Origin of the sequence: Mucilaginibacter sp., assembly GCF_036383575.1 — a bacterium.
Lineage (GTDB): Bacteria > Bacteroidota > Bacteroidia > Sphingobacteriales > Sphingobacteriaceae > Mucilaginibacter.
The window spans coordinates 1-24,649 of the sequence record NZ_DASVOB010000485.1 but is presented as its reverse complement, the minus strand read 5'-3'; the positions used below and the strand labels follow the sequence as shown (position 1 = coordinate 24,649).

Genomic DNA, 24,649 nt, shown 5'->3' with positions numbered 1-24,649 from the left:
AAGCTGGCACCCTTATTTTGCGGTTCATTCAGGTTTTTAGTTTCGTATGGGTCGTTACTGTGCTGCGTGTTGTATTTCACGAAACTGCCGTTAGGCCCAAGTATGCTGTTGATCACCGGCTGGCCGCTTTGATCTTTCCATCGACGGATATCGTATAAACGGTCACCTTCCAAAGCCATTTCGAGCCTGCGCTCTAAACGAACAGCGTTGATCAGGTTCCAGCCTGTCAGCGTTGGGTCAGTAGTCAATCCAACCCTGTTTCTAACTATCCTGAGTGACTGTAAAGCCTGTGGTGCCTGTTGCAGCATGGCAGCCGCTTCGGCGTTCATCAGGTAAACATCCGCTAAACGCAGGTAAATATGATCCTTTGAAAAGCGTCCGTTCGGAGTTCGCTCGCTCCGTGGTATGTATACTTTACGATTATACCTTGCCGACTTGCATTGGCTTGGGTTGGCATTAAATACCGGATTGGCCGGATCACCCGCAACCGGAAAACCATTGCGCATGATCGTCCAGTTCAGCCTGGTACTGTCACCTTGCGATTTGAAGGCATTTTCTAAATCACTTGTGGGCGTAAAATACCCCCAGCCGCCTTCTGTTCCGGGCATTGAAGTGGTTGGAAACACATTGCCTAAATTGGGATATTGTGTTGAGTATTGGTATTGAATTTCAAAAATAGATTCCGGGCCGTTATGGTTAGTTGTCTGCCAGATATTACCGAAAGAAGTTTCCAGCGTATAATCGCCTGACGCTATGATCTGGCCAGTTAAAGTTTGAGCGGCCGCCCAGTCTTCTGTGTAAAGATCAACCTTAGCCAGCAGCGCCTGAGCTGCTCCCTTTGATACCCTGAATTTATCTACGGTGCTATACTGCGACTTGCCTGGCAGCACAGTGATCACGCTGTTAAGATCCTGTTTAATAAAACTATACACATCTGCTGCGCTTGTCCTGCTGTAAGTATTTTCCTGCGGCCCCAGCGTTTTGGTAACCAACGGTACAGCTCCCCAGTTTTTAACAAGTTCAAAATACTGAAACGCCCGTAAAAACTTAAGCTCGGCAACCAGTTTTTGAATGGTAGCATTATCGATTTTCGATCCCTGGATCCCTTCTATCGTGGCGTTGAAAATATAAATACTCTTATACAATTCAATCCAGTGTGCTTCGATCCTGTCATTTTCGGCATTCAGCGTGTAATGAGCTGCTTGCACAGCGGTACCTTGTCCTCCGTTTATACCAATCCATTCGTTATCAGACGCAGCTTCACCGCCAACCTGTTTCCACCATTGTGTTTGCCACCAATCGTCAAAATCGATGTACTTATAGCAGGCAATAGCGGCCCCTGTTGCTTCGTCTACAGTATTATAAAAGGTGCTGGCCTGTATCGAATTGCCATAGGGTTCCTGGTTCAAAAAACTTTTCTTGCAACTGATCATACCGGCAATAACCAGTACGAACAAAATATATTTTGCTTTTTTCATTTGTTGTTTACTACTAAGTCTTAAAAATTTGCGTTAAATCCGACGTTGAAAAATTTAGGGATTGGATTTTGTCCGTTGTCGATGCCATATCTAAGCACTCCGGCAAAAGGGACCTCCGGGTTCAGCCCATCGTATTTGGTGATCGTAAAGAGGTTTTGAGCAGAGATATAAACCCTGACGTTTGCCAATCCGCCAAGTGCTTTCGGAGGCACCGTGTAACCGAATTGCAGCAATTTATTGCGCACGTAAGTACCATCTTTAATGAAAAAGGTTGAGTTTTTTGAGAAATTGCCATTCGGATCAGACAGGCTCAGGGCCGGATAGCTGTTGGTGCTGCCGGGGCCGGTCCAGAATTTATTTTCGGTGCCACTAACAAAGTTATAGCCATAAATCGGGTTCATCCTTACCAGGTAATCGTCGGCGATCTTATTACCAAACGAGCCATAAAACTCCATCCGGAAATCAAACCCCTTATAAGAAGCCTGCAGGTTCAATCCTGAAGATAGTTTCGGGTAGGGATTACCTATGGAGGTGCGGTCGTTCAGGTCAATAGCATTATCGCCGTTCACATTGGCGTACATAAAATCGCCTGGGCGTGCGCTGGGCTGAAGCACCGTGCCATTAGCACTTTTATAATTCTGCACATCTTGCGCGGTTTGGAAAACGCCAAGCACCTTATAGCCGTAATAGCCGCCCAATATGTCGCCGGCAGCGGTTTTTGTCCTGCGGGTAGACTGGAACACGTCATTGGATATTTCATCATACAATATCTGCCCTTTCAGGTCGACTGCTTTGGAAATAAAATGCTGAAGCGTTAGCCCGATACCGAATGAGAGTTTGCCGATCTTATCTTTATAATTGATGGCCGCCTCCCAGCCGCTTGTGCGCATAGTACCTACGTTAGTATACACGGTTGGAATATACCCCTGCGGATACCCCAGTGAAGGCTGCACCGGCAAATAAAGCAGCATGTCTTTAGGCGAGCGCCAGTATTTATCAACAGTCAGGGACAACTTATTGTTGAACAGGTCTGCATCCAGGCCGATGGTCACATCCTGTGTTGTTTCCCATTTAATATTCGGATCCGGTACATTGGCAGGCACATAACCATACACCCGGCTGTTAGCTCCATTGATATAATCAGACAATCCCAGCGTACTTTCATACGCACCCGGAGAACCCGGCAGGTTTCCGCCCACACGGCCAAATGATCCCCGAAGCTTCAAGTAGTTCAACCATTTGATATTCTTCATGAACGATTCGTTTGATATCACGTAAGCACCCGAAACAGTAGGAAAGTAGCCCCAGCGGTTGGCCGGTGATAACATGGACGATCCGTCGGCCCTGAAAGAACCGGAAATGAAATAAGTTTCATTATAATCGTAGGAAACCCTTGCAAAATAAGAGTTCATTTTGCCAAAAGGACCGGCTCCGGGCTGATGACTCCCGCTGCCATCTGCGAGCGTAGCACCAGCTGAAATGTAATGATAAGGCTCTGCATCGTAAGGTACATCCTGCCGGTAAACGTAACTGTTATTATAAGTGTAATTATCAGCAGACTGACCTACCAAAATATTGTAATGATGTTTGTTAATGCTACCTATGTAATTAATAGTATTGTCCAGTTGCCAACGGTAATTGATTACCGAGTTCTGCGAAACGCCCGAAATATCGCTCCGGTCCTGAGGATCGATATAGTATTTCGGCTGATAATTTGTCTGGTTTATTGAATTATAGAAGCCGGAAATACTGCTTCTCAAGGTCAGGCCTTTAATTGGCTTGATCTCCAGATAAGAGGAGCCTTGTGTGCCGAATAATCGGGATTGATTAAAATCACGGGCCATGGCAGCTAAAGGACTATTGATATTATTGAAATTAGACCGGGTGAACTGGCTATATACAGGGTTGTAGGCTGTAAAACTCCAGCTGGGATTGGTCGCGGCATAAGCATTTACATCTGTTTGCGTCTGCGCAGCAGATTTAGTCGCGGCTACGTTCGGCGCGATAGACATGACATTGAACAAACTGGTACCACCGCCATCACCATATCGCTCCATCCTTGGTGCAAGGCTTACCCCAAACTTGAATACTTTTGAAATTTCATAATCAATATTGAACCTGGTAGTAATTTTTTGGTAGTCAGCAGTACCACGCTGTGCCTGAAAATTGCTTGACTGGTCAAAATACCCCGCACTTCCGTAAAAGGTGAGCCCGTTTTTGGAGCCCGACGCGCTGACGTTATAATTATGCGTGTAGGCCTTTTTGGTTGATTCATTCCACCAATCTGTATTAATACCTGTTCCCGCACCATTTACCGGAAGCGTTTGGTTATTGTTCGAATAAATCTGGCGGTAATGGTTAACAAATTCATCCGTTTGCGCAAGCTTGGGATTTACCCAATAGTTCATACCGGATGTTCCGTTAAAATTGACCTGGGTTTTCTCCTTGCCTCTTTTTGTTGTAACAAGCAGCACACCAGCCCCGCCACGCGAGCCGTAAATTGCTGTTGCAGCTGCATCTTTTAACACATCAATCTTATCGATATCCGATGGATTGATGTCATTCAGCCCGCCGAATGAGGTGATCACCCCGTCTACGACAATGAGGGGATCGCTGGACCCGGTGATCGTTGAAAATCCCCTGATCAGCAGTTTAGGCTGCGCCCCCGGATTGCCACCGCCCTGGAACACCTGTAAGCCTGGCACCTTTCCCTGGATGGCATCTGCCACATTACTCGTGGTTGTAGGAGCAATATCTTTTGTCCCTACCGAAGATACCGCCGTGGTCACACTTTTCCTGGTAATGGTTTGGTAACCGATCACCACTGCTTCGCTTAGCTGATTGCTGGATGGCTCCAGGCCTATTTCATATTGATCGCGGCCATCAACTGCCACTTCTTTTGTATCGAAACCAAGATAAGATACCACCAGGATGTCTCCTTTTTTTGAATTCATGTGAAACAAACCGGAGGCGTCAGTAACGGTGCCGGTTTTAGTCCCTTTGAGCAAAATGCTCACGCCGATAAGCGTTTGGTGGGTGTTGTCTGTTACCCGCCCCTTGATAGCCTTGGTCTGGGCGATGACCAGGCTGAAAAAAGGCAACAATAACACTGTTGTTAGTGTAAGTTTTTTTCTCATAATTGGGTTTTTAAATTATAATGGATAGGCAAATCTAATCGCTATTACAAACCCGAGTATAGACGATTTCTTGTAAAATATGGACGATTTTACTATTCGCAATCCTAACACATCTTTTTCTTAAAACTTGCCCTACCCGGTATGATCCTGACTTAACATACTATCCATGACAACATATACCATTCAGTAATGAAATTTACCCTTAAGTTAAACTGGCTTTAACCCTTAAGACGCCGCGTAAAACAATGAACCGGAACATCGAGTAATTTGATAAAATCGCTGACACGCCTTAGGGTGCAGGCTGAATATTTTACATTAATTAACAGATATAAAGCAAGTTACATTAGTTAAAACCCGGCTTACTATTTCTATATAAACTATCCCCCTTCAACTTCCAGTAACTAATTAGTAAGATCAGCCCGGTTCCTCATTTTAGTAAAACAGGTTTCACAAATTAAGTAATCATTAAATATTTTCCGGCAAGCAGATATAGTCCGGTATCATCTCTAAAACCTGGGCAACGAAACACATGGACGATTTTCTTATTTTTATGGACAATCTTCCTGTTAAAGTGTGAATAGAACAGTTATCTTTAATTTTATCATATTAAAACCGAAATGAGAATGAGCAGCCATTTGGTAAATTTTAAAAAAGACGGATTTGAAGGTCAACGTGCGATTGTAATACCCAAGCCGATATTAACCAGATTTTGCACAAAAAACGATGCTGTTAAAGGAGCATACATAACAGATATTGGCTATTATCCCAAAGCAAAATTTCATGGCAGAGAAAGACAAACGGGAGCCGAAGAGAACATTTTGATTTATTGCATTGATGGAAAAGGAACGGTCGATATTAATTCGGTTACATATGATATCGCTCCGGGTGATTTTATCATTATACCTCATAGCGTTAAACACTCCTACGAAACTGACGAAAGCAGCCCATGGACCATTTATTGGTGTCATTTCAAAGGCCCGCAAGCAGATGCAATCGTCGCACAAATCATCTCTAAGGAAGAGAGTTACCGGTATAGTATTGAATTTGTTGATGAGCGCATCAGTCTTTTTGACAAACTTTATAGCTTTCTGGAGCAAGGTTACAGTACAGAAAATTTGACTTATGTGAATCTCCTGTTGCTGCAATTCTTATGTTCATTTGCATACCGGGACAGATTTTATGCGATTCGGCCTGCTCCTCACGCAGAACCTTCCGAACGATCAATTTTGTTCATGCAAAATAACCTGGATAAAGGCCTCTCATTAGCTGAACTCGCGGCTTCAGTCAACTTATCCATCAGTCATTATACGTTCTTGTTTAAAAAGAAAACGGGATTTTCTCCGATCGACTATTTTAATCACCTCAAAATTCAGAAAGCCTGCCAATACCTGCAATTTACAGATCTAAGGATTAGCGAGATCGCTTTCAAAGTTGGTATTGATGATCAATTTTATTTTTCAAGACTCTTTACCCGAACTATGGGATATGGACCTAAAGAATATCGTAAAAGCAGGTCTGCTGTCAGATAATCTTGCAGAACTGATAAAGGCAATCAATAACTTGCTACCACAAATCCTCCGGGCCTTTTTATGGTAAAAGCATATCGTGCGTTGATGTTTTTAACCGTGAATTGTTTTTGTTGCCCCGATTTAAGTTTATCAATAATTACCTGATGAAGTTGCCCGCTTAAGTCACGGTATTCGAGAACGTAGCCATTGATGGCATAAGAAGGTATGGAATTTTTCACCTGGATCTCAACCGAAATGTCGGATTTGTTTAAACGGGTAACTTTGGTGATTTCAACGGGAGAACATAGCTGCCCAAAAATGTAAAACGAGGGTTTAGGGTGAAGATAAATGTCGGTTAATCCATGACGGCGTATCTGAAACTTACCTATGCCTTCTTCCCCCATTTGGGTTCGATAATCGTTCAGGCAAAAATAAATAAAGCCCGCGATAAACGGCCTGCGACGCCATTCCTGTATATGATAGGCCATATCATCCACTCTCCTGGCATCCCCTCCGGAAAAGGCGGGCTCGCAAAGCCCGGCCTCGCTGATCATCAACGGTCTGCCATTTAATATCGCAGCGATATCTTCAAATTTCTTTGGTAATAAATCCCGTTGTGCACCATTCCAGGTTCCGACATAATCATTCCATGATGGTAAATCCCCCATCAGCCCCGGGTCATTTGCCAGTTTTGAATCCATTTTATTTCCAACAACATTAATTAACCGGGTAGTGTCTAAAGTTTGCGTAAAACTTTTCAGCTCATTGTTATCATGCCGGGTGGACGGCACTTCGTTATTTAACGCCCATGCAAAAATACTTGGATGGTTATAATGGGCTTCTGTCATTTCCGACAGTTGCTGCTTGGCGGTTTTCATCACTTCAAGTGTTAACTGCGCAGGTTTTTGCCACCATGGAATTTCTTCCTGCACCAGGATACCATATTCGTCCATAAGATCAAGCATATGCTGATCCTGCTGCCAATGAAAACGAGTGATTACAACATTCAGTTGTTTCATCATTTTCACCACGCTGTCCATCGTTTTATGAGGTTCTGCTGATCCATAAGATGGATGGCTTCCGGGCATATATTCAATACCGGGTAAGCGGACCTCCTCGCCGTTTAAAGTCAGTTTATCGCCCTTTAATTCTATTTTCCTAAACCCGAACTTTTCGGCACGGCAATCAGAAATTTCGTTTTTATTGTAAACTGTCACCTGCATTTCGTAAACAAATGGGTTGTCAAAGTGCCATGGAGTAACCTTATTTACATGTAAAGACAGCTCATAACCGTCCCCTATCTTTTTTTCAGTTGTTCTTTGTGTGAGGATCTGCTTCCCTGTCCTCTTTTCTTTTAATGAGATACTAAAATCTGCTGAGGTGATGTCAACCTCATTAAGCCTGATTTTTACCAGTGCAACTGCACTACTGTCTTTCAACTTCAAATCAGGAGTGACATGAACATATTTTATTGATGGCCTGTTACATATATACAGCGATACATCTCTGATAATACCCCCATCATTCGCCCAATCGAAAGCATTTTGGAAGGGTAAATTTGTAACAGAAAAGCTATTATCGCAAGAAACTACAAGATTGTTGGGCTTACCATACACCAGGAATTTTGAAATATCAAACGAAAACGGTGTATATCCGGAATTAAGGTGTTCGCCCACACGTTTGCCATTGATAAACAGTACCGCGTCATGATACACCGCCCCGAACCTCATAAAAACCGCTTTTCCGTTCCATTCGGGTTGAACCTGTAGGGTTCTGAAATACCAGGCGTTACCGGCATAGTCCTCCAACCCCGATTGTACATTCCAGGTATGTGGTACAGCAACGACCTTCGCATCCGCAGGTACTATTTTGGTATAGCCTTTCTGTAACCCATCACCCGCCGGATCTACTAAAAACTTCCAGGGACCATTGAGAGAAATATTTTGAGGACTTTGGCCTAAAACTATCGTAATATGCACAACGAATATTAGCAGGCAGATGATTTTTTTAAAATACATTTAGTAGGAATGTGGCTATTTATTGGTTAAACAAATCTATTTTAACAAACTGATTTATCTATAGATTAATCGATGAAAAAACTGGATAATCTTACGTTTCACAGGCATAAATCGCATCCAGTCAATAAGGACCGTTTTTTGAATTAAAAATGGTTTAATATAGTACATGTTATGTCTTGAACGAAATAAGTATGACCTCGCAGGGATTAGTATCTCTGCCTCGCTTACTCCAAACACAATCAAACTATGAATAGCGACGATAAAACAACGGCGATATTTAATTATCTTTACTATACAATCTTCTTCTAAATTTAGGACAGCCAATTAACTACATCATTATACCGTTATGAAAATCAAAAAAAAGCTCCTTTTGGGATTCGGCCTTTTATTTGTTGTTGTACTGGTTTTAGGTGCTATATCTGTTTACTACATCAAAGTCATATCTGAAACAGCAAATGTTACCCTAAAAAACAATTATAATACATTAACATTTACCCGCGAAATGCGATCTGTTTTGGATGAGAATGATTTGCCATTAACTTCTCCCGCGTCAAATACGTTTAATAAAGCCCTTCAAAAACAGGAGAATAACATTACGGAACCCGGTGAAAAAACAGCTACCGATAGCTTAAGAAAGGCCTTCAATTTACTGATCAACCACGCTGCCGATTTAAAACAAATGCAACAAGCGGAACGAAACGCCCGCTTGCAGTTAAAAAACATTGAGGGATTAAACATGCATGCGATTGAGCTTAAAAATGAATACACCCATTCTACAGTTGCCAAGGCTACTTTATACCTCGGTACTACAGCGTTCCTCACCTTTTTTATCCTGTTTATTTTAATTGTCAATTTTCCCGGATTTATTTTAAACCCGCTTCGTGAACTGGCAGACGGCCTTGATAAGGTTAGTAAAAGAAATTATGGCACACGGCTTAAATTTGATACGAGCGATGAGTTTGCTCAATTAGCCGAGGCATTTAATAGCATGGCTGTACATCTTGAAGATCAGGAAAACACGGGACTTACCAAATTAATCGCGGCAGAATTGCGGATAAAAATACTGATTGAAGAAATTCAGGGAGCAGTACTGGGATTAGATGAAAAGCAGGAGATCCTATTTATCAATCGTGAAGCAAGGAAGATCCTGAACTTGGGCGAAAAGCCGGTTACAGGTCAATCTGTATTGGTTTTAAGCAAGGATAATCCTTCGCTGAAAGCGCTACTGGAACATAATAATCCTGAACACACTTTAAAAATCAAGCACAATAGCAAAGCATCAGATTTTCAGCAAAGGAGTTTTGAAGTTGTTGTGCCAAATTTAAAAACGGACCTTGACTCACTCCAGGTTGCGGGCTATTCTGTAGGAACAATCCGGATCTTACAGGAATCAAAGGAATGAGTTAAATCAAAAACATGATGACAATCTTCGCTCCCGCCAGCAAAGTGACGTTGCCATCATATTGATTATTTATAAAGTCTATATTGGTGTAACTACTTTTTCAAGACTGCATCCAGGTTGCGATTATCTATTTATCACTCAGCATAATCGTCTGGGACAAGTCACATTTTTGAAACAATTAAATTTAAACAGGCTCTAATAAAATGTGACCCGCTGGCCTGATTCAGCCCATGCATCAATCCCTCCCACTAAGGGACGGATACGTTTTAAGCCAACTTTGCGTAATTTCTCTGCATATCTTGCAGCAGTTATTTCATTCGGGCACGAGCAGTAAATAACAATCTCCTTATGTTTTGCGTACCTGTCGGCAATATCATTAAAGCTGTTTTCATCAATGGAGACTGAGCCCGGTATAAATCCATTTCTTGTGCGCTGATCTATTGGACGTGCATCAAGTATCACAGGGTTCGATTCCCCATCCAATAATTCAATCAAATCATTCACAGTTACCCTATCCGTTTCAAACTGCCTGATAAGGCGATAGCGCCGAAACCATTTAAACAAAAGATATAAGCCAAATAAAACGACGACAAATAAACCTCCCAGCTTACCATAATGACTTAAGGCAGCGATCAAACCGTCAACTTCATGCCGAAAAACTGCACCCAGCGTTACTGCTGCACCGAGATAGATAAGTGCTGCGATGGATGAAAATAATACAAATAATGTCACCTGCATTGCATAAACTCCGGCAACAACGGGTGCAAGTGTCGACAACCCCGGAACAAACTTCACAATAGTTAACGCAGGGGCGCCATAGCGTTCAAAAATATCGCCGGTGCTGCGAACACAAGTATCGGGTGAAATAGAAATTTTACATAATTTTCCGAGGATGCCCGTTCCATATCTCTTCCCTGCAAAATATAATATAAGGTCTCCTGCTAACGTACCTAACGATCCCGTTAAAATTAGCATGATGATATTCGCTTCGGTTGGCGGCGTTACAGCTGTAGTTACAATCAGCACGGCAAATGCAGGTAATGGTAACCCTACACTCTGTAAAAGCGTGATAAGAAATACCAACCAGAGCCCGTAGGTTTGCACTAAATCAACTAATGTATTCATACTTCAATTGCAAGCTAAGATAAAACACTTAATCTTATTGAACGATCCGATTTTGCTGTTTAACCATTATTTGACTTCAAAAGTACGAACAGTAGCGTTAAGCAAACGCTGCGCCAGTAATTATTCCGATTAATTAATTATTCTTGAAATTTAAATTTTGCCTCCTGTTCTTATTTAAAGCTTGCGCCATGGTAATCATAAAAAATATTTGAAGTGCTCCTAACAGAACAAAATTGGTATAACAATGTCGATTCCTTGCATTGCCTGCGCCTCACCTGTGTTACTTTAGTATCGTGTTGCCGGTATTAAACAACATCTGCAATTAAAACAGACCAGTGAAACTTCATATACTTTATTCATGATTAAATTCCCTAAAAGACAGTTATGGCTATTGGGCATAGCTATTGCCTTTTCTTCTGTAGCGCAAGGGCAAACTGAGATTAACCGAAACAGATTATGGTACGCCCAGCCGGCAGCCAATTGGAATCAGGCGCTGCCCATTGGCAACGGCCGGATTGGGGGAATGATATTTGGCACCCCAGCTTTGGAGCGTGTACAACTCAATGAAGCTACCATTTGGGGCGGCGGCCCAAATAATACAATTGATTCGGCGGCAAGAACACATGTTGACGAGGTAAGAGCGCTGCTTGCCCAGAAAGAATATCCCGAAGCGCAACAGGCCGCCAATAAATACCTTGGCCCGAAAGGCAACAGTGGTATGCCCTATCAATTGGCCGGAAATCTTTATATTAGTTTTCCCGGGCATGAAGATGTGACAAACTATCGCAGAGACCTGGATATTTCTAACGCAACGGCAACTGTAAGTTACATATACAAAGGGGTACATTATAAACGCGAATTTTTCACCTCATTCTCCGGCAATGTGCTGATGGTGCGGTTATCTGCCGATAAGCCAGGCATGATCAACTGCGTGGCGAAACTTCAAAGTCCGCTTGTGGTACAAACGACAAGCAGCCAGGGCACCTTGATTTTAAGCGGTAAAGGCAGCGATCATGAAAATCAAAAAGGAAAAATCAGATTCAACGTATTGGCGAGGGCAAAATCGAATGGTGGCACCATAAAGGTCGATACAGCAGGTATCGCTATTACAAAGGCCAGCAGCGCCGTCATCTATTTGTCGATAGCCACCAATTTCGTTAACTATCATGATATTTCTGCTGATCAGCTCGGCCGGGCCATGAATATCATTAACAAAGCCTATCCGCGTAGTTTCGATGAATTGCATCGCAGCCATGTCCGGATTTTTCATTCGTACTTTAATCGTGTCAAACTTAATCTTGGTTCTACTGATGCTGCCGCCCTGCCAACAGATCAGCGGATAAGGAATTTTGCCGGTAACGATGACGCGCAGCTTGCCGAGCTTTATTTTCAGTTCGGCAGGTATCTGTTGATTTGTTCTTCACAACCAGGGTCGCAGGCAGCTAATCTCCAGGGGATCTGGAACGGAGAATTAAAAGGCCCCTGGGATAGCAAATACACTGTGAACATCAATACTGAAATGAATTATTGGCCGAGCGAAACTACACGGCTCCCGGAGCTGAATGCTCCGCTTTTTGATTTAATTGGCGATGTCGCTGTTACTGGAAAAGCCCAGGCAAAGATCATGTATGGTGCCAGGGGATGGATGCTTCATCACAATACGGATATATGGCGAATAACCGGCGTTGTTGATGGCGCGTTCTGGGGTTTATGGCCTACAGCTAATGCCTGGCTATGCCAACATATCTGGGAACACTATCTTTTTACGGGCGACAAGGCATTTCTTGCAAAATACTACCCGGTTATGAAAGGTGCAGCTCAATACTTTATCGACGTACTTCAAAAAGACCCTGATCATGGCTGGCTTGTTGTATCTCCATCTGTATCACCCGAGCATGAATATATTCCGGGGAAGGATGGTGTATCCGTTACCGCAGGCGCAACGATGGACAACCAGCTTGTTTATGGCCTTTTTACCAATATAATGCATGCGGCCAGGGATTTAAAGATGGATAAGAGTTTTGCCGACAGTGTCGCTGTTCTTCGGGCTAAATTACCACCTATGCAGGTTGGTAAATATGGCCAGCTACAGGAGTGGCTTGATGACCTTGACCGCACAGACGATAATCACCGGCATGTATCGCATCTTTACGGATTATTTCCGGGCAACCAGATCTCTCCGTTCAGGGATCCTGAACTTTTTAGTGCCGCTAAAAATTCACTGCTGTATCGCGGTGATGTATCCACCGGCTGGTCGATGGCATGGAAAATTAACCTGTGGGCACATTTGCTCGACGGTAATCATGCCTACAAATTAATAAAAGATCAGATTAAACCGGTAACTGGTGGATCTGGCGGCACCTATCCTAACTTTTTTGATGCCCACCCACCATTTCAGATCGATGGAAACTTCGGCTGTACTTCCGGCATTGCCGAGATGCTGTTACAAAGTTATGATGGTTCAATTCAACTTTTGCCCGCCATACCTGACGACTGGAAAAAGGGAAGCGTATCCGGCCTTGCAGCCAGGGGCGGCTTTACCGTGGATATGGATTGGGCCGATCATCGGATCACCAAACTTGTAATCCACTCTCACATTGGCGGCAATTGCCGGATCAGGACAAATCAACAACTGGTAAACAGCATACTAAAAAAGGCATCTGGCCAAAACAGCAATCCCTTTTGCAAGGTCATTGATATTCAAAAACCGATTATTCATCAAAATGAGAAGGAGCTTTCAGTAAAATTACCTGAAAGCTGGCTTTATGATTTAAAAACACAGCCCGGTAAAACCTACCGTATTATTTAAGCCGAAAATTCCATACAATAATCAACGTACTTGAAATTTATTCGTACATATCGAAATCAGCTAATCGTTCTTTCTTCCTGTGTATTAACGAGTTTGTCTCTTATCAGGAGGCAAACTTGTTTCTATGATCAAAACAATCTTGAAATATCATAATTTAATCCAATTCAGAACCAACATCTCACATCTTCATTGCCACCGACATCCCTGCTATGCTGCTGAAATTCAGTTTCTTTAACTGAACCGAAGTAGGCTTCCCGCTTCCTTCAGTAATGTGGTAAAACTGGTTTACCTTCAAATTATGAAACCGCTGAACAGTGTGGCTTCCCGCCCAGGTAATCTCGAGTTCTTCGATAATGCCGGCACTCCCCACACCTATTTCCGCTTGTATTGGCGATGACCCAAAACTACCGCCGCAGTTAAGATCCCGGTAAACACTTCTTTTAACCCCGTTATCAGTAAACGTTATTTTTAATTGACTGCCGATGGCAGCTCTATTGCATTTTATACCTTCTGCTTTTATACTTATCCAGTTGTTGTTGTTTTGACCGGGGTTTACATACAAGGCGCTGGTGTAGGCATCACCTGTGTAAGCCCCTCCCATTTCGATGAAGATATCCTGTAAACCGTGGTTTCTAAAATCAGCGAACGCAACGCCGTGGCCTTTTTGCAGGTTTCCTGTCCTGGAAATGCTTGTTATATCTTCAAATTGCTTTCCTCCCACGTTCCTGAACATCTTGTTAGGTATCAGGGAGCCAAAGTCAGGATTTCCTGTGCCAAAATACAAGTCAGGAAAGCCATCGTTATCAATGTCGCCAAAGTTTGCGCCCATGCTAAACACAACTTTATCAAGTCCCGTTTGCTTAGAAACCTCAGTGAAAGTACCGTTGTGGTTATTTTTATACAAGTAGATATTTCCGGCGTTAGGTATAGGCTTTCCGAGCGCTTCGGCAGCCGAATAGTAACCGAGCGGGGCCTCGAATTTGTAATCTGCGATCAGGATATCCTGCCAGCCGTCATTGTTATAATCGAAAAACCAGGTTGTAAAGGTGCTATTGGTATTTGTGGCTATTCCCGATTGTTTTGTAACGTCTTCAAAATCGGGGATACTTCCCCTGGTACTTTTATTCTTTAAAAGATACTTGCGCCCATCCATTGTCGAAATAAAGACATCCGGCCATCCGTCCCTATTAAAATCTGCCGATGTAACCCCTTTTAAGTATGACATGATATCGCAATGAGCTTTATGGCCAACCTCTGTAAATGTGCCGTTATGATTGTTTACGTAAAGCATGCTCCGGTGGATATTAACACTGTCACTATTGTTAAAACCCTCTGCCCCTACAAATACATCGAGCCATCCGTCGTTATTAAAGTCGGCCCAAACGGCTGCCTGGGTAGGGTGATAAAAAAGTAGCCCGGCGGGTATCGTCACGTCAGTAAACGTACCATCGCCATTATTCCGCAGCAGTGAGGCTGGCTGATTACCGAAACCGTTCTTTTTCCAGGCACCACGCAGTACAAAAATATCCATCTTCCCATCGTTATTGAAATCGGTTTGCTGGATATTTAATCCCCCGGTAAACTTCAACAACCCGCTGGTTTCGGATTTGTCGATAAATGTTCCGTCCTGGTTGTTTTGAAAATAATGCATGTGATCATCAAGTTCCGTTCCCGAGGTTACTATATCCAGATAACCATCATTATTGAAATCATCGGCTATAGCGCCCCCCGCCCTGCTGTTCAATTTGATACCCACATCGGCAGCCATATCGATAAACGGCTTTATTTTCTCTGCGGATGTTTTGTTCAGATCAGGAATTAAAAATGGCTTGGGCACAATATCCGGGTAATTGCCCAAGGTCATGTAAGCGATATTCAGCATCCAGCGGGATTCCAGGTCGGCCGGGTGCTTTTTCAAAATGCGCTCATAAACGGCAATAGCACTTCGCGACCCGGTTTGATTTACATGAATTGCATTATCCCTTATAGGATAAGTACAAGACATCCGGTTGTGGTTCAGCATACAATTAGCCCGTTCGCCTAAACGCATGTAGGCCAGGCCCATATCCGGTTCAAATAAATCGCCTTTTGAACTGTCGGCACCAGTCACCATTTTTTTGTAGATGGCAACGGCCTGTTTTTCGTCGCCCGTTTCCAATAACAGCTTAGCCTTAGTATTTAAAAGATAAAAGTCGCTTTCCCTCCCTGGCAGCTTTAATAAGCTATCACACTGCACCACCTTCGCTTCGGGGCAAAATGGGTTATGGCTGTTGTAATCCTTCTGGTTCAGGTCAGCTATGATCCGGATCATCTTTTGCTCCGATGATTCCCGGCATGATAAAACCAATGATATAGCCAGCATCAGGAGCAAAAATTTCGCGTAAATGTTGTGCTGATTTCTTCCTGAAGCTAAGTTAAAGCACAACCTGACGATCACATTTTTTAACATCTGTTTCGGTAATTATAATTTGAACCTTTTCCCTCCATTAAACCATCAGCTATTACAAGGCATATTTATTAAAGCTTAATCTCTCTGACCTTGCCATTATTGTCAACAATCTTTACCTTTTGCATACCCGAACTTACCTTCAGGAACCTTGCTGATTGTGATAAAAAAGACGAGCCGTAATAAAACTCCTGCCTGGTAACCGAACCATCTTTTGCTGATACTTCAGCATACGCATCCTGCGGCCCGATCTTTATTGTTTTTGCCGGTGTATTGAGCTTTAATAACTTCAAATTACCGTTATGCTCACTGGCCGACAGATAATACCGATTATCTTTACCCCTGAGTTTTACCAGGGCTTTACCATCGCCCGGTAAATAGATCCCGCTTTGCAAAATTGTTAATGGTTTAAAGCCTCCTTTACCATCTCCTTTTAGAAGCAAGCCATTCAAGGCATCATACCGGCCTACCGAAACATTTGTACCGTAATCATTCCCGTTAATAGCGACATCTAAATTGCCGTCACCATCAAAGTCATCAACCACCATTCCGTTAATGGTCGAAACCTGGGCATAATTTGGCAGGGGATACATTTTAAACTTGCCATTACCAAGGTTTTCCAGGTAACATGATGTAAGCATATTGGCTTTTAGCCGCAGGGCGCTTTTCCATTGCTCAGGTGACAACAGATCCTGCATTGTTGCGTGCCCAAATGACCGGTAATTCACAAATTTTTTCCGGAGACTGATCATTTGCTTAACGGCATCGTCACGAACAAAGGATGGGAATTCGCGCTTTACGCCATCAGTATCGGGTAGGAAGAGGGATGGAAAGGCATCGGTAGTTTTCCGCTTGTCAAAGTCACCCGCTGTAATATATACGGGCTCATTATCGCTGGCTTTGAAAAAGCTATTCTTTCCCAAATTGCCAACAATGTAATCGATCTTACCGCAATGCCTGAAATCACCGGCAGCGATAGAATTCCACCAGCCTATCTTACCGGCTATACCCGACGTTGCTGTGGAGTTAACGAATTTGCCCTGAACGTTCTTGATAAATGTGATAGGCATCCATTCTCCCGCAATAACAAGATCCGGCCAGCCATCATTATCGTAATCTGTAACCAGGGCATCGCAGGTCATTCCCAGGTTTTTCAAACAGGGGGCAACTGATGCTGTTACATCGGTAAACTGCAGTTTGCCGGGCTTACTGTCATTACGTAAGATATAACATGATACCGGGTTGGGATAATGCCAGGGATCAACACGACCGGTTACCAGCAAATCCAATTTACCATCCTTGTTATAATCAAATGCCCTTACGCATAGCTTACTTGTCAAATTGCCGGGTAATGCGCCCTTTTGCTCGCTGAAATGCCCGCGACCATCATTAAGATAAATGCGGTCGGCATAATTTTTAGACCCTGACGCGCTTTGATATCCACCGCTGGCGACATATAGATCCGGCTTTCCATCACCATCGGCATCAAATAATAATAAACTTTCATCTTTATAATTCGCGCTATCAGGCTTAGCCTCTATTAAATCTCGCTGATTAAATTTACCATTGGCCTGCTGCAGGAAAACCTGGGCAGGAAATTTCTTATTACCGCCAATAGCAATATCATCAAGTCCGTTGCCATCAAGATCCCCGGCTGCGAGGGCCGGAGCATATGCGGACAGCTTATGAGGCAACAGCTTTTGTATGGTAAAATCGGGAAAGTCATCCTCCTGGTGCCGGTAATGAATGCCGGCGGACCCTGTGATTTCCGTAAATAAGACACCCTTATTTTTTTTCGGTACAACCCAATTATAAGGCTGGCGGGCATCGCTGATATTCACTTTCAGCGTTTGATTGGCCTTTACACTTTTTAAAACCTGCTTATAATTGTTCGGCCACCTGATCACTACAGAATCCAGCATATTGGTTTTGCCGAGGCCAAAATGAGCAATATTTTGAATAGACGATAAATATCCGCGATAGGGATTATTCTCATATACCTGGTGTTGTTTGCCAGCATAATAAATATCTACCCATGCACCGATACCATCCCTGTTAAAGCGGTCGCCGTTGAACTTAACCTGCAGGTAATTTGATGGTTTGGGAGTAAGCGCCCGGCTATTATTTTTATAAATAAGCGCCTCATCATTGATGTTATTGATCACCATATCCATTGCGCCATCATTATTCAGATCGGCATAAGCCGCTCCGTTTGAAAACGTTGGCAAATCCAGTCCCCATTGGCTTGAAACATCGCCAAAATTGAGGTCACCATTATTTTGGAACGCGTAATTATGGATTTTGACCGTAGGAATCTGATCTATTATAGTTTTTTTTGAGGCCGTAGCATAAGGATTGTTTCTGAAAACGATAAAGTCATGATCGGTAACATCCTTCGGAAATCCATTAGTTACAACGATGTCGCGGTAACCATCGTTGTTAAAATCAGTTATCAACGGCGTCCAGCTCCAGTCTGTTTCGGTTATCCCACTCAAAAATCCGGTTTCACTGAATATCGGGCTTCTAACAGAGTCATTCTGCCCTAATCCCGATCCCTGGTTTACCTGTAAGGTATTACGGGCATATTGGTACTGGTAAGCATAATGATTAAACAACTCGTACGACTGGTAGCTTTCCGGCATCGACATCATTTTCTTCCGGTAATTATCAGGCGGTGACATATCCAGCTCAAACACATCGGCCAATCCGTCGTTGTTCAAATCTTCAATGTCCTGGCCCATCGCATTCATCGAAGTATGCTTAAAGTACTCTTTAGATCTATTGGTGAACGTACCATCGCCATTATTGATGTAGAGGATATTGGGCGATATGAAATCGTTGGTAACATATATATCCTTCCATCCATCTTTGTTTATATCCACAATGGTCGCTGCATGTCCGTAGCCTTCAATAGAGATCCCGGCTTTTTTTGAAACATCGGTAAAAACCGGGTGCTTAAGTTTATCGTCCCAATGGCTTTCATATAACCTACCCGTACTTTTACCGCTACCATCTGAAATTATCGGACGAAACTGGTTTGCGTAGTAGCCGTCCCCCGGCCGGTTAACGGTAAGGTACATATCCAGTTTGCCATCATTATTGTAATCGAAAAATGCTGCCATGGTAGAGTAGGCCCGAATGTTGAGGCCATATTCCTTACCTTCTTCTTTAAAGTGAGGTATCCCCTCTTTATCTGCACCCTGGTTAATGTAAAGCAGGTTCTGCCGTTTAACGCTATCCTGCAACAGCGAATTACATACATAAATATCCTGCAAGCCATCATTATTGATATCTATAACAGCAACCCCTCTGCCCCATTTCCCCAAACCATTTACGCCCGCTTTATCGGTGACATCATCAAATTTAAAGTTGCCCCGGTTGAGATAAAGTTTGTTCGATACCATGTTGCCCGAAAAATAAATATCAGGCAAGCCATCGTTATTAAAATCGCCTATACCAACTCCACCGCCGTTATAAACATTGGCATTATCAATTGGATTGATGGAGTCGTTTTCGGTGATCAAATTATTGAAGGTAACGCCCGAATGCGATGATGGTATCAATTCGAACAGCGTTGTTTTCTTTTTGGCGCATGAAAAAAAAGCAACCGCAACAAATAATAAAGCGGGGTAAAATCTCTTCATTTATAAATTGGTTTATATGGAAAAGATAGGCTGTTATACACAGCCTATCTATTTCAACAAGTCCGGAAACTGATATTTTTAACCTTTGTTGTATAAATAAGGTAACTATTAATATCCAGGATTTTGATGCCCGTTTACTTTAGGGTTATTATCAAGTTCAGCCTGAGGAATTGGTAATAGCTCATCCCTGCCCTTTTTGAAATATGAGAACGGATCGGTAGTAAAGTATTGCTTTTTCCTCCAGCGAAGGATATCAATATTCCTTACTTCCTCACAACCCATCTCCACCATCTTTTCGTGCATAATGGCTTTTACAACATCTGCCTTCGAGCCAACCGGAAATTGTGCTGTTGGATAAGCAGGCATCGCAACATCTGCACGGGCACGTATCATGTTAAGATAATTAACTGCGGCGGCAGTATTACCCAACTCGTTTTCGCATTCGGCAAGCATCAATAATACCTCAGCATAACGGATAATACGCTGGTTGTTGCCACCTGGATGGAAGCTTGCTGCGGGCAAACCTTCTTTATAAATGATCATAAACTTGCGGAAACTGATCTTTTTAGTAACTCCGTTCATTACCGAAGAGTTACCGTTCTGATCACCATCTAAAAGCACCGAGGTACCTTTGTTATAAGTATCGCCCGATTGATAACAGGTGTAGTGGAACCTTGGATCAGATTTGGCAGCACCTGTAGCCGTATTTTCAAATTCATTAATTAATTTATTTGAAGGAATAAGGTTTCGCCAGGCAATCGGGTTATATTCCTGATTGCGCACAGTAGATTGCGCTTCGGTAGGGCTGTCGCCCCCCCAGTTAAAGCCGCTATCACCTTTATCAACAAATACAATCTCGAAGATGGATTCGCTGTTGAATTCCGTTTCCTCCTCAAAGTTGTCAAGATACCTGCTGGTCAATGTGTAACCGTTTGCTCCGGTTGTTGGAATTTTTAAAAGGGCGGCTTTTGCGCCTGCGTAATCGCCTGTTTGCATCAACACACGGCCAAGCATAGCATTTGCGGCAGAAGCGGTTGCCCGCCCTTTGTCGATGCCTGTTTTTTCGGGCAGAACAGCCGCTGCATCCTGTAAATCTTTAACAATCAAGGCATAAACTTCAGTTTCAGAGGCACGTGGCTGAAAATCATTTGGAGTTTTAACAGGTACTGTATAAAGCGGTACCCCTCCCCATTGCGAAACCAGGTCAAAATAAGCCCAGGCACGCAAAAATTTAGCTTCGCCAACCAGTCTGTCGCGTAAGGCAGTATTATCTGTTACTGCTGGTGCGTTTTGAATAACCACATTCGCCCTGAAAATCGCTATGTACCATGTGTTCCACACTGAGTTCAATACAGAGTTAGCGGGGTCACTATTGCCATTAAGCATCTGCCCTCTTGGAGCTTCAAGCTGTCCGCCGCCGGCTGCAACTTCATCACTCCTAAGGTCGTGAATAAAAAACCACTCTCTTGATACCAGTCCTAAGGAATGGATAGCAACGTAAATAGAGTTTACTCCATTGGTTAGCTGAGCGCTATTTTTATAATATTGGTCTGTTGTTACGTTATTTGGGTCGCTGGTATTAAGGGATCCCTTTTTGCAGGAATTTACCGTTGCCGTTACGATAATAGCAGTAAGGGCCGACCACAGGTATATTTTTTTAGTTTTCATCGCTGTATCTTTTTAAATTAATCGTTAAAAGGTTGCCTGCAAACCGAGTTGAACTACTCTTGGCTGCGGATACTGGCCGTAATCAATGCCGTTTGTTAGGGTACCATTACGTGAACCGATTTCGGGATCAAGACCTTTATATTTAGTAAACGTTAAAAGATTAGTTGATGCCACGTAAATCCTCAGCCTGTTAAGCGCGTTGTCTGTTTTTGCCCTTAACCATGATGTAGGAAAATTATAACCAATCTGCATATTTTTAACGCGCAGGTATGAGCCACTTTCAATCCACCTGGTTGAAGGCCTTTTATTGCCATTTGGGTCGCCTGAGAAGGCACGCGGAACATTGGTGCCGGTATTTGTAGGTGTCCATGCGTTTAAAACATTGGTACCCGCGTTAAACAGCCTTGGCATACCTTCCAGAATAATCCTTTCGGCATTAAATATTTTATTGCCATAAACACCCTGAAAAAACACCACTGCATCGAAATTTTTATAGGATGCGCTGTAGTTTAATGAATAGGTGAATTTGGGCAGATAGCTACCTATAAAGGTACGGTCGGCGTCGTTGATAACACCATCGTGGTTTACGTCCTTGAATTTGATATCGCCCGGAGCAGCTCCTGTTTGCGTCGGCGAATTAGAAACCTCAGCCGCATTTTGAAAAATCCCGTCGACAATAAGACCATAAAAAGATTGAACAGGTTGCCCCACTACTGTGTTAGTTAAAGGGTTGCCACCGCCATAGTCAGCATCGCCACCAGCGGTAATAGAAGCGTTAGCAGTATTAAGTGTTAAAACCTTGTTTCTGTTCAGGGAAAAGTTTCCGGTAATATCGTACTTAAATTCGCCTTTGGTTTTATGGTAGCCTAAAGTGATCTCAAAACCACGGTTACGCATCGATCCTACGTTAGCTAAAGTTCCGGCACCATTAAAACCAAAGCTGGGCGGTGTTGGTACGGTTAATAAAAGATTATCTGTTTTCCTGGTATACACCTCAGCGGCCAAAGTAAAGGCATCCTGGAATAAGCCCAGATCTAAGCCGATGTTGGTTTGCTTGGTTGTTTCCCACGACAGATTGGGGTTACTTAAGCCACTATAAAATGAGGCATTTCCGAGATCGGCTAAAGAACCGTTGAATGGATAGGTAGCAATATTAGACGATATAGGTTGCAAATAAGGATAATTGCCCAACACGGTACCGTTAATACCTGTTACACCATAACCGGCCCTTAATTTTAATGAAGATACGGATTTGAGCCCCTTCATGAAATCTTCCTGGTCAACCTTCCAGCCTAACGACGCGGCAGGGAAACTCTCGTGTTTGTGACCCGGCGCAAATACAGATAAACCGTCGCGACGTATAGAGCCTGATATCAGATATTTGCCTTCAAAATCATAACCTAAACGAGCAACTTCTGAAACAAGGAGATTAGTACCATAGGTAAAATTAGTGAAAAGATTGGTAGCGCCATTTAGTGTTTTCACCGTGTTGGTATTTTGGTTACCCGTTGAAACCTGGTTATCGCCACGCGAGCTTTGGGCTTCGTAAACTACGACAGCATTAACGTGATGTTTGTTGCCGAAGGTTTTATCGAAAGTAAGTTGTTGCGAGAACAATTGCGTGGTGCTCGATCCCCTCGTGTAATTAATAACCGCGGTTGGCGAACTTGAAGTACCGCCGTCATTATAAATAGGCGTGTAAGTATTGTTTTTGTTGGTGCCGTAATCAATACCATAAATTGATTTAAAGTTAAGCCATGAAGCAAACTTTAACGTTGCGTAAGCATTACCATGGATAGTGAAACCGTGATTGGTATTATTGATCAGGTTGGCTGCTTCAACCGGGTTGGTTGGATCCGAGCCGTCGAAGCTGTTTTGTGGCCCCATGAACCCGCCTGCATTGTTTGGATTGTAGACTGGCAGATATGGCTGCATCCTGACAACATTTGTTATAGCAGTACGGTTACCCGCGTCTACGCCGTAAAGCTGATGATTAACGGTGGCGTTGAATGTTTCGCCAAACGACAGGATTTTGCTGATAGTATGATCGGCGTTAACGCGAATCGCCTTGTGGTAGGCACTCAAGCCCTGAGCAATACCCTGCTGATCGAAGTAATTTGCCGAAGTGTAAAAGCGGGTCACCGCGTTGCCACCGCTCAATGCCACATTGTGCTGTTGTATAGGTGCGTTACTTCTGAAATAAGCATCCTGCCAGTTGGTATTGGTTTGGGCAAAGGTTTGAGAGCTACCTGCATAAATTGGTTTATTAAAGTTTTCTGGCTGCAGGCGTGGCGGTAAGGCTATACCGGCTGAACCGTTAAGCGCACGCTCATATTGCAGGTATTGCTGGGTATTAAGCAGGTCATATTTTTTGATAACGTTTTGTATGCCATAATATGAGTCGATAGTAACCTCTGTGCGGCTATTATTGTTACCTTTTTTGGTGGTGATGATGATAACACCATTTGTACCCCGGGAACCATAGATTGCCGCGGCACTCGCATCCTTCAACACATCAATACTTTGAATATCTTTAATATCAACGCCCGTAAGGCTGCCAGGATAACCATCAACAATATACAAAGGATCAGATCCATAATTCACGGAACTTATACCGCGCAATGAAATAATGGCTCCGGTTCCCGGACTACCATTACTGGTAACGGTAAGACCAGCTATACGGCCTTGTAGTGCTTCAATGCCCCCCACAGGTAAAGAGGCCAGGGTTTTACCGCTAACTGATGACACCGCTCCTGTAACTTTAGCACGTTTTTGTGATCCATAACCAACCACAACCACTTCTTCCAGGCTCTTGGTGTCTTTTTTCATTTGCACTTTTAGCTCTGTGCCGCTGGTAACTGTAACCTCTTGTTGCATAAAGCCGATTAACTTGAAAACGAGTACGGCTGAATTTCCAGGTACTGTTATTTTAAAGTTGCCGCTGGCATCAGTTGTTACGCCTTGCGTTGTGCCTTTTATGGCAACCGACACACCGGGCAGCGGTTGGTTATCTTCATCAGTAACTTTGCCCGAAACGCTAAACGCGGGCTTCATTTTCAAAGCACCATTTCATTAATGGTAATACCATTTAATGAACCTGCAAAGCCACCGGTACGCGCAATTGATACCGACGGCATGGCTAACGTACATCCTGTTAGGATGAGCGTAGCGTAACGCCACCTTTTGTTATAAATTTTTTGTAAAGAATACTTCATGTTGTTAAGGTTTAAAATTTTTATTTCGTTCGGAAAAAAGCGGTACTTCAAATTTGTGCCCAACGTTTTCCGTATCGCTTATATAGCAAATGCCTTAAAATCGTTCTGACTCACTTTTGGGCACCGTTACCGGAATTAAAAGATGATATGCAAATTGCCTGGAACAGGTACCCGGGCTTAAGCCGGAATTGAAAATGTG

The 24,649-nt window shown here is 43.2% G+C and carries 12 protein-coding genes; 3 read left to right on the top strand and 9 right to left on the bottom strand.

Annotated elements, in window-relative coordinates:
- Both VF500_RS17465 and VF500_RS17460 read right to left on the bottom strand, forming a co-directional pair.
- Positions 1-1,478, bottom strand: a 1,478-nt coding sequence (locus VF500_RS17465) for a RagB/SusD family nutrient uptake outer membrane protein (RefSeq protein ID WP_330860912.1), incomplete at its 3' end; no start/stop codon positions are given.
- Between the two features lie 20 nt (positions 1,479-1,498).
- Positions 1,499-4,615 (bottom strand): TonB-dependent receptor, encoded by a 3,117-nt coding sequence (locus tag VF500_RS17460; protein ID WP_330860911.1) that lies wholly within the window; start codon positions 4,613-4,615, stop codon positions 1,499-1,501.
- A 623-nt stretch (positions 4,616-5,238) separates the two neighbouring features.
- Here VF500_RS17460 and VF500_RS17455 point away from each other — a divergent pair.
- Positions 5,239-6,144, top strand: a complete 906-nt coding sequence (locus tag VF500_RS17455; protein ID WP_330860910.1) for an AraC family transcriptional regulator — start codon at positions 5,239-5,241, stop codon at positions 6,142-6,144.
- Between the two features lie 23 nt (positions 6,145-6,167).
- On the opposite strand, the gene VF500_RS17450 is transcribed toward VF500_RS17455, so the two are convergent.
- Entirely contained in the window at positions 6,168-8,141 is a 1,974-nt protein-coding gene (locus tag VF500_RS17450; RefSeq protein ID WP_330860909.1) for a glycoside hydrolase family 2 protein, read from the bottom strand.
- 346 nt (positions 8,142-8,487) lie between these two features.
- Between VF500_RS17450 and VF500_RS17445 the strand changes: the two genes are divergently transcribed.
- Positions 8,488-9,543 (top strand): HAMP domain-containing protein, encoded by a 1,056-nt coding sequence (locus tag VF500_RS17445; RefSeq protein WP_330860908.1) that lies wholly within the window; start codon positions 8,488-8,490, stop codon positions 9,541-9,543.
- 195 nt (positions 9,544-9,738) lie between these two features.
- Here VF500_RS17445 and VF500_RS17440 read toward each other — a convergent pair whose 3' ends face one another.
- Complete coding sequence (locus tag VF500_RS17440; protein WP_330860907.1) at positions 9,739-10,668, bottom strand: DedA family protein/thiosulfate sulfurtransferase GlpE; 930 nt, start codon at positions 10,666-10,668, stop codon at positions 9,739-9,741.
- 358 nt (positions 10,669-11,026) lie between these two features.
- On the opposite strand from VF500_RS17440, the gene VF500_RS17435 reads away from it, so the two are divergent.
- Entirely contained in the window at positions 11,027-13,477 is a 2,451-nt protein-coding gene (locus tag VF500_RS17435; protein WP_330860906.1) for a glycoside hydrolase family 95 protein, read from the top strand.
- A gap of 178 nt (positions 13,478-13,655) precedes the next feature.
- On the opposite strand, the gene VF500_RS17430 is transcribed toward VF500_RS17435, so the two are convergent.
- From VF500_RS17430 to VF500_RS17410, 5 genes are all read right to left on the bottom strand, one after another.
- Positions 13,656-15,788 (bottom strand): CRTAC1 family protein, encoded by a 2,133-nt coding sequence (locus VF500_RS17430; RefSeq protein WP_330860905.1) that lies wholly within the window; start codon positions 15,786-15,788, stop codon positions 13,656-13,658.
- 206 nt (positions 15,789-15,994) lie between these two features.
- Entirely contained in the window at positions 15,995-19,567 is a 3,573-nt protein-coding gene (locus tag VF500_RS17425) for a VCBS repeat-containing protein (protein WP_330860904.1), read from the bottom strand.
- Between the two features lie 108 nt (positions 19,568-19,675).
- Positions 19,676-21,235: a RagB/SusD family nutrient uptake outer membrane protein gene (locus VF500_RS17420; protein WP_330860903.1), complete on the bottom strand. Its 1,560-nt coding sequence runs from the start codon at positions 21,233-21,235 to the stop codon at positions 19,676-19,678.
- A 24-nt stretch (positions 21,236-21,259) separates the two neighbouring features.
- Positions 21,260-24,289, bottom strand: coding sequence for a TonB-dependent receptor (locus VF500_RS17415; protein ID WP_330860902.1), 3,030 nt, complete (start codon positions 24,287-24,289; stop codon positions 21,260-21,262).
- 2 nt (positions 24,290-24,291) lie between these two features.
- Positions 24,292-24,450 carry a hypothetical protein gene (locus VF500_RS17410; RefSeq protein ID WP_330860901.1) on the bottom strand — a complete coding sequence of 53 codons (159 nt, stop codon included), beginning with the start codon at positions 24,448-24,450 and terminating at the stop codon, positions 24,292-24,294.
- Between the last annotated feature and the right edge of the window lie 199 nt (positions 24,451-24,649).

Excerpts from the sequence above, each read along its gene's own strand:
- VF500_RS17460 (WP_330860911.1), bottom strand. The coding sequence starts at position 4,615 with ATGAGAAAAAAACTTACACTAACAACAGTGTTATTGTTGCCTTTTTTC.
- VF500_RS17420 (WP_330860903.1), bottom strand. The coding sequence starts at position 21,235 with ATGAAAACTAAAAAAATATACCTGTGGTCGGCCCTTACTGCTATTATC.
- VF500_RS17435 (WP_330860906.1), top strand. The coding sequence starts at position 11,027 with ATGATTAAATTCCCTAAAAGACAGTTATGGCTATTGGGCATAGCTATT.
- VF500_RS17445 (WP_330860908.1), top strand. The coding sequence starts at position 8,488 with ATGAAAATCAAAAAAAAGCTCCTTTTGGGATTCGGCCTTTTATTTGTT.
- VF500_RS17450 (WP_330860909.1), bottom strand. The coding sequence starts at position 8,141 with ATGTATTTTAAAAAAATCATCTGCCTGCTAATATTCGTTGTGCATATT.
- VF500_RS17410 (WP_330860901.1), bottom strand. The coding sequence starts at position 24,450 with ATGAAGTATTCTTTACAAAAAATTTATAACAAAAGGTGGCGTTACGCT.
- VF500_RS17440 (WP_330860907.1), bottom strand. The coding sequence starts at position 10,668 with ATGAATACATTAGTTGATTTAGTGCAAACCTACGGGCTCTGGTTGGTA.
- VF500_RS17430 (WP_330860905.1), bottom strand. The coding sequence starts at position 15,788 with ATGATCCGGATCATAGCTGACCTGAACCAGAAGGATTACAACAGCCAT.
- VF500_RS17455 (WP_330860910.1), top strand. The coding sequence starts at position 5,239 with ATGAGCAGCCATTTGGTAAATTTTAAAAAAGACGGATTTGAAGGTCAA.
- VF500_RS17415 (WP_330860902.1), bottom strand. The coding sequence starts at position 24,289 with ATGAAGCCCGCGTTTAGCGTTTCGGGCAAAGTTACTGATGAAGATAAC.
- VF500_RS17425 (WP_330860904.1), bottom strand. The coding sequence starts at position 19,567 with ATGAAGAGATTTTACCCCGCTTTATTATTTGTTGCGGTTGCTTTTTTT.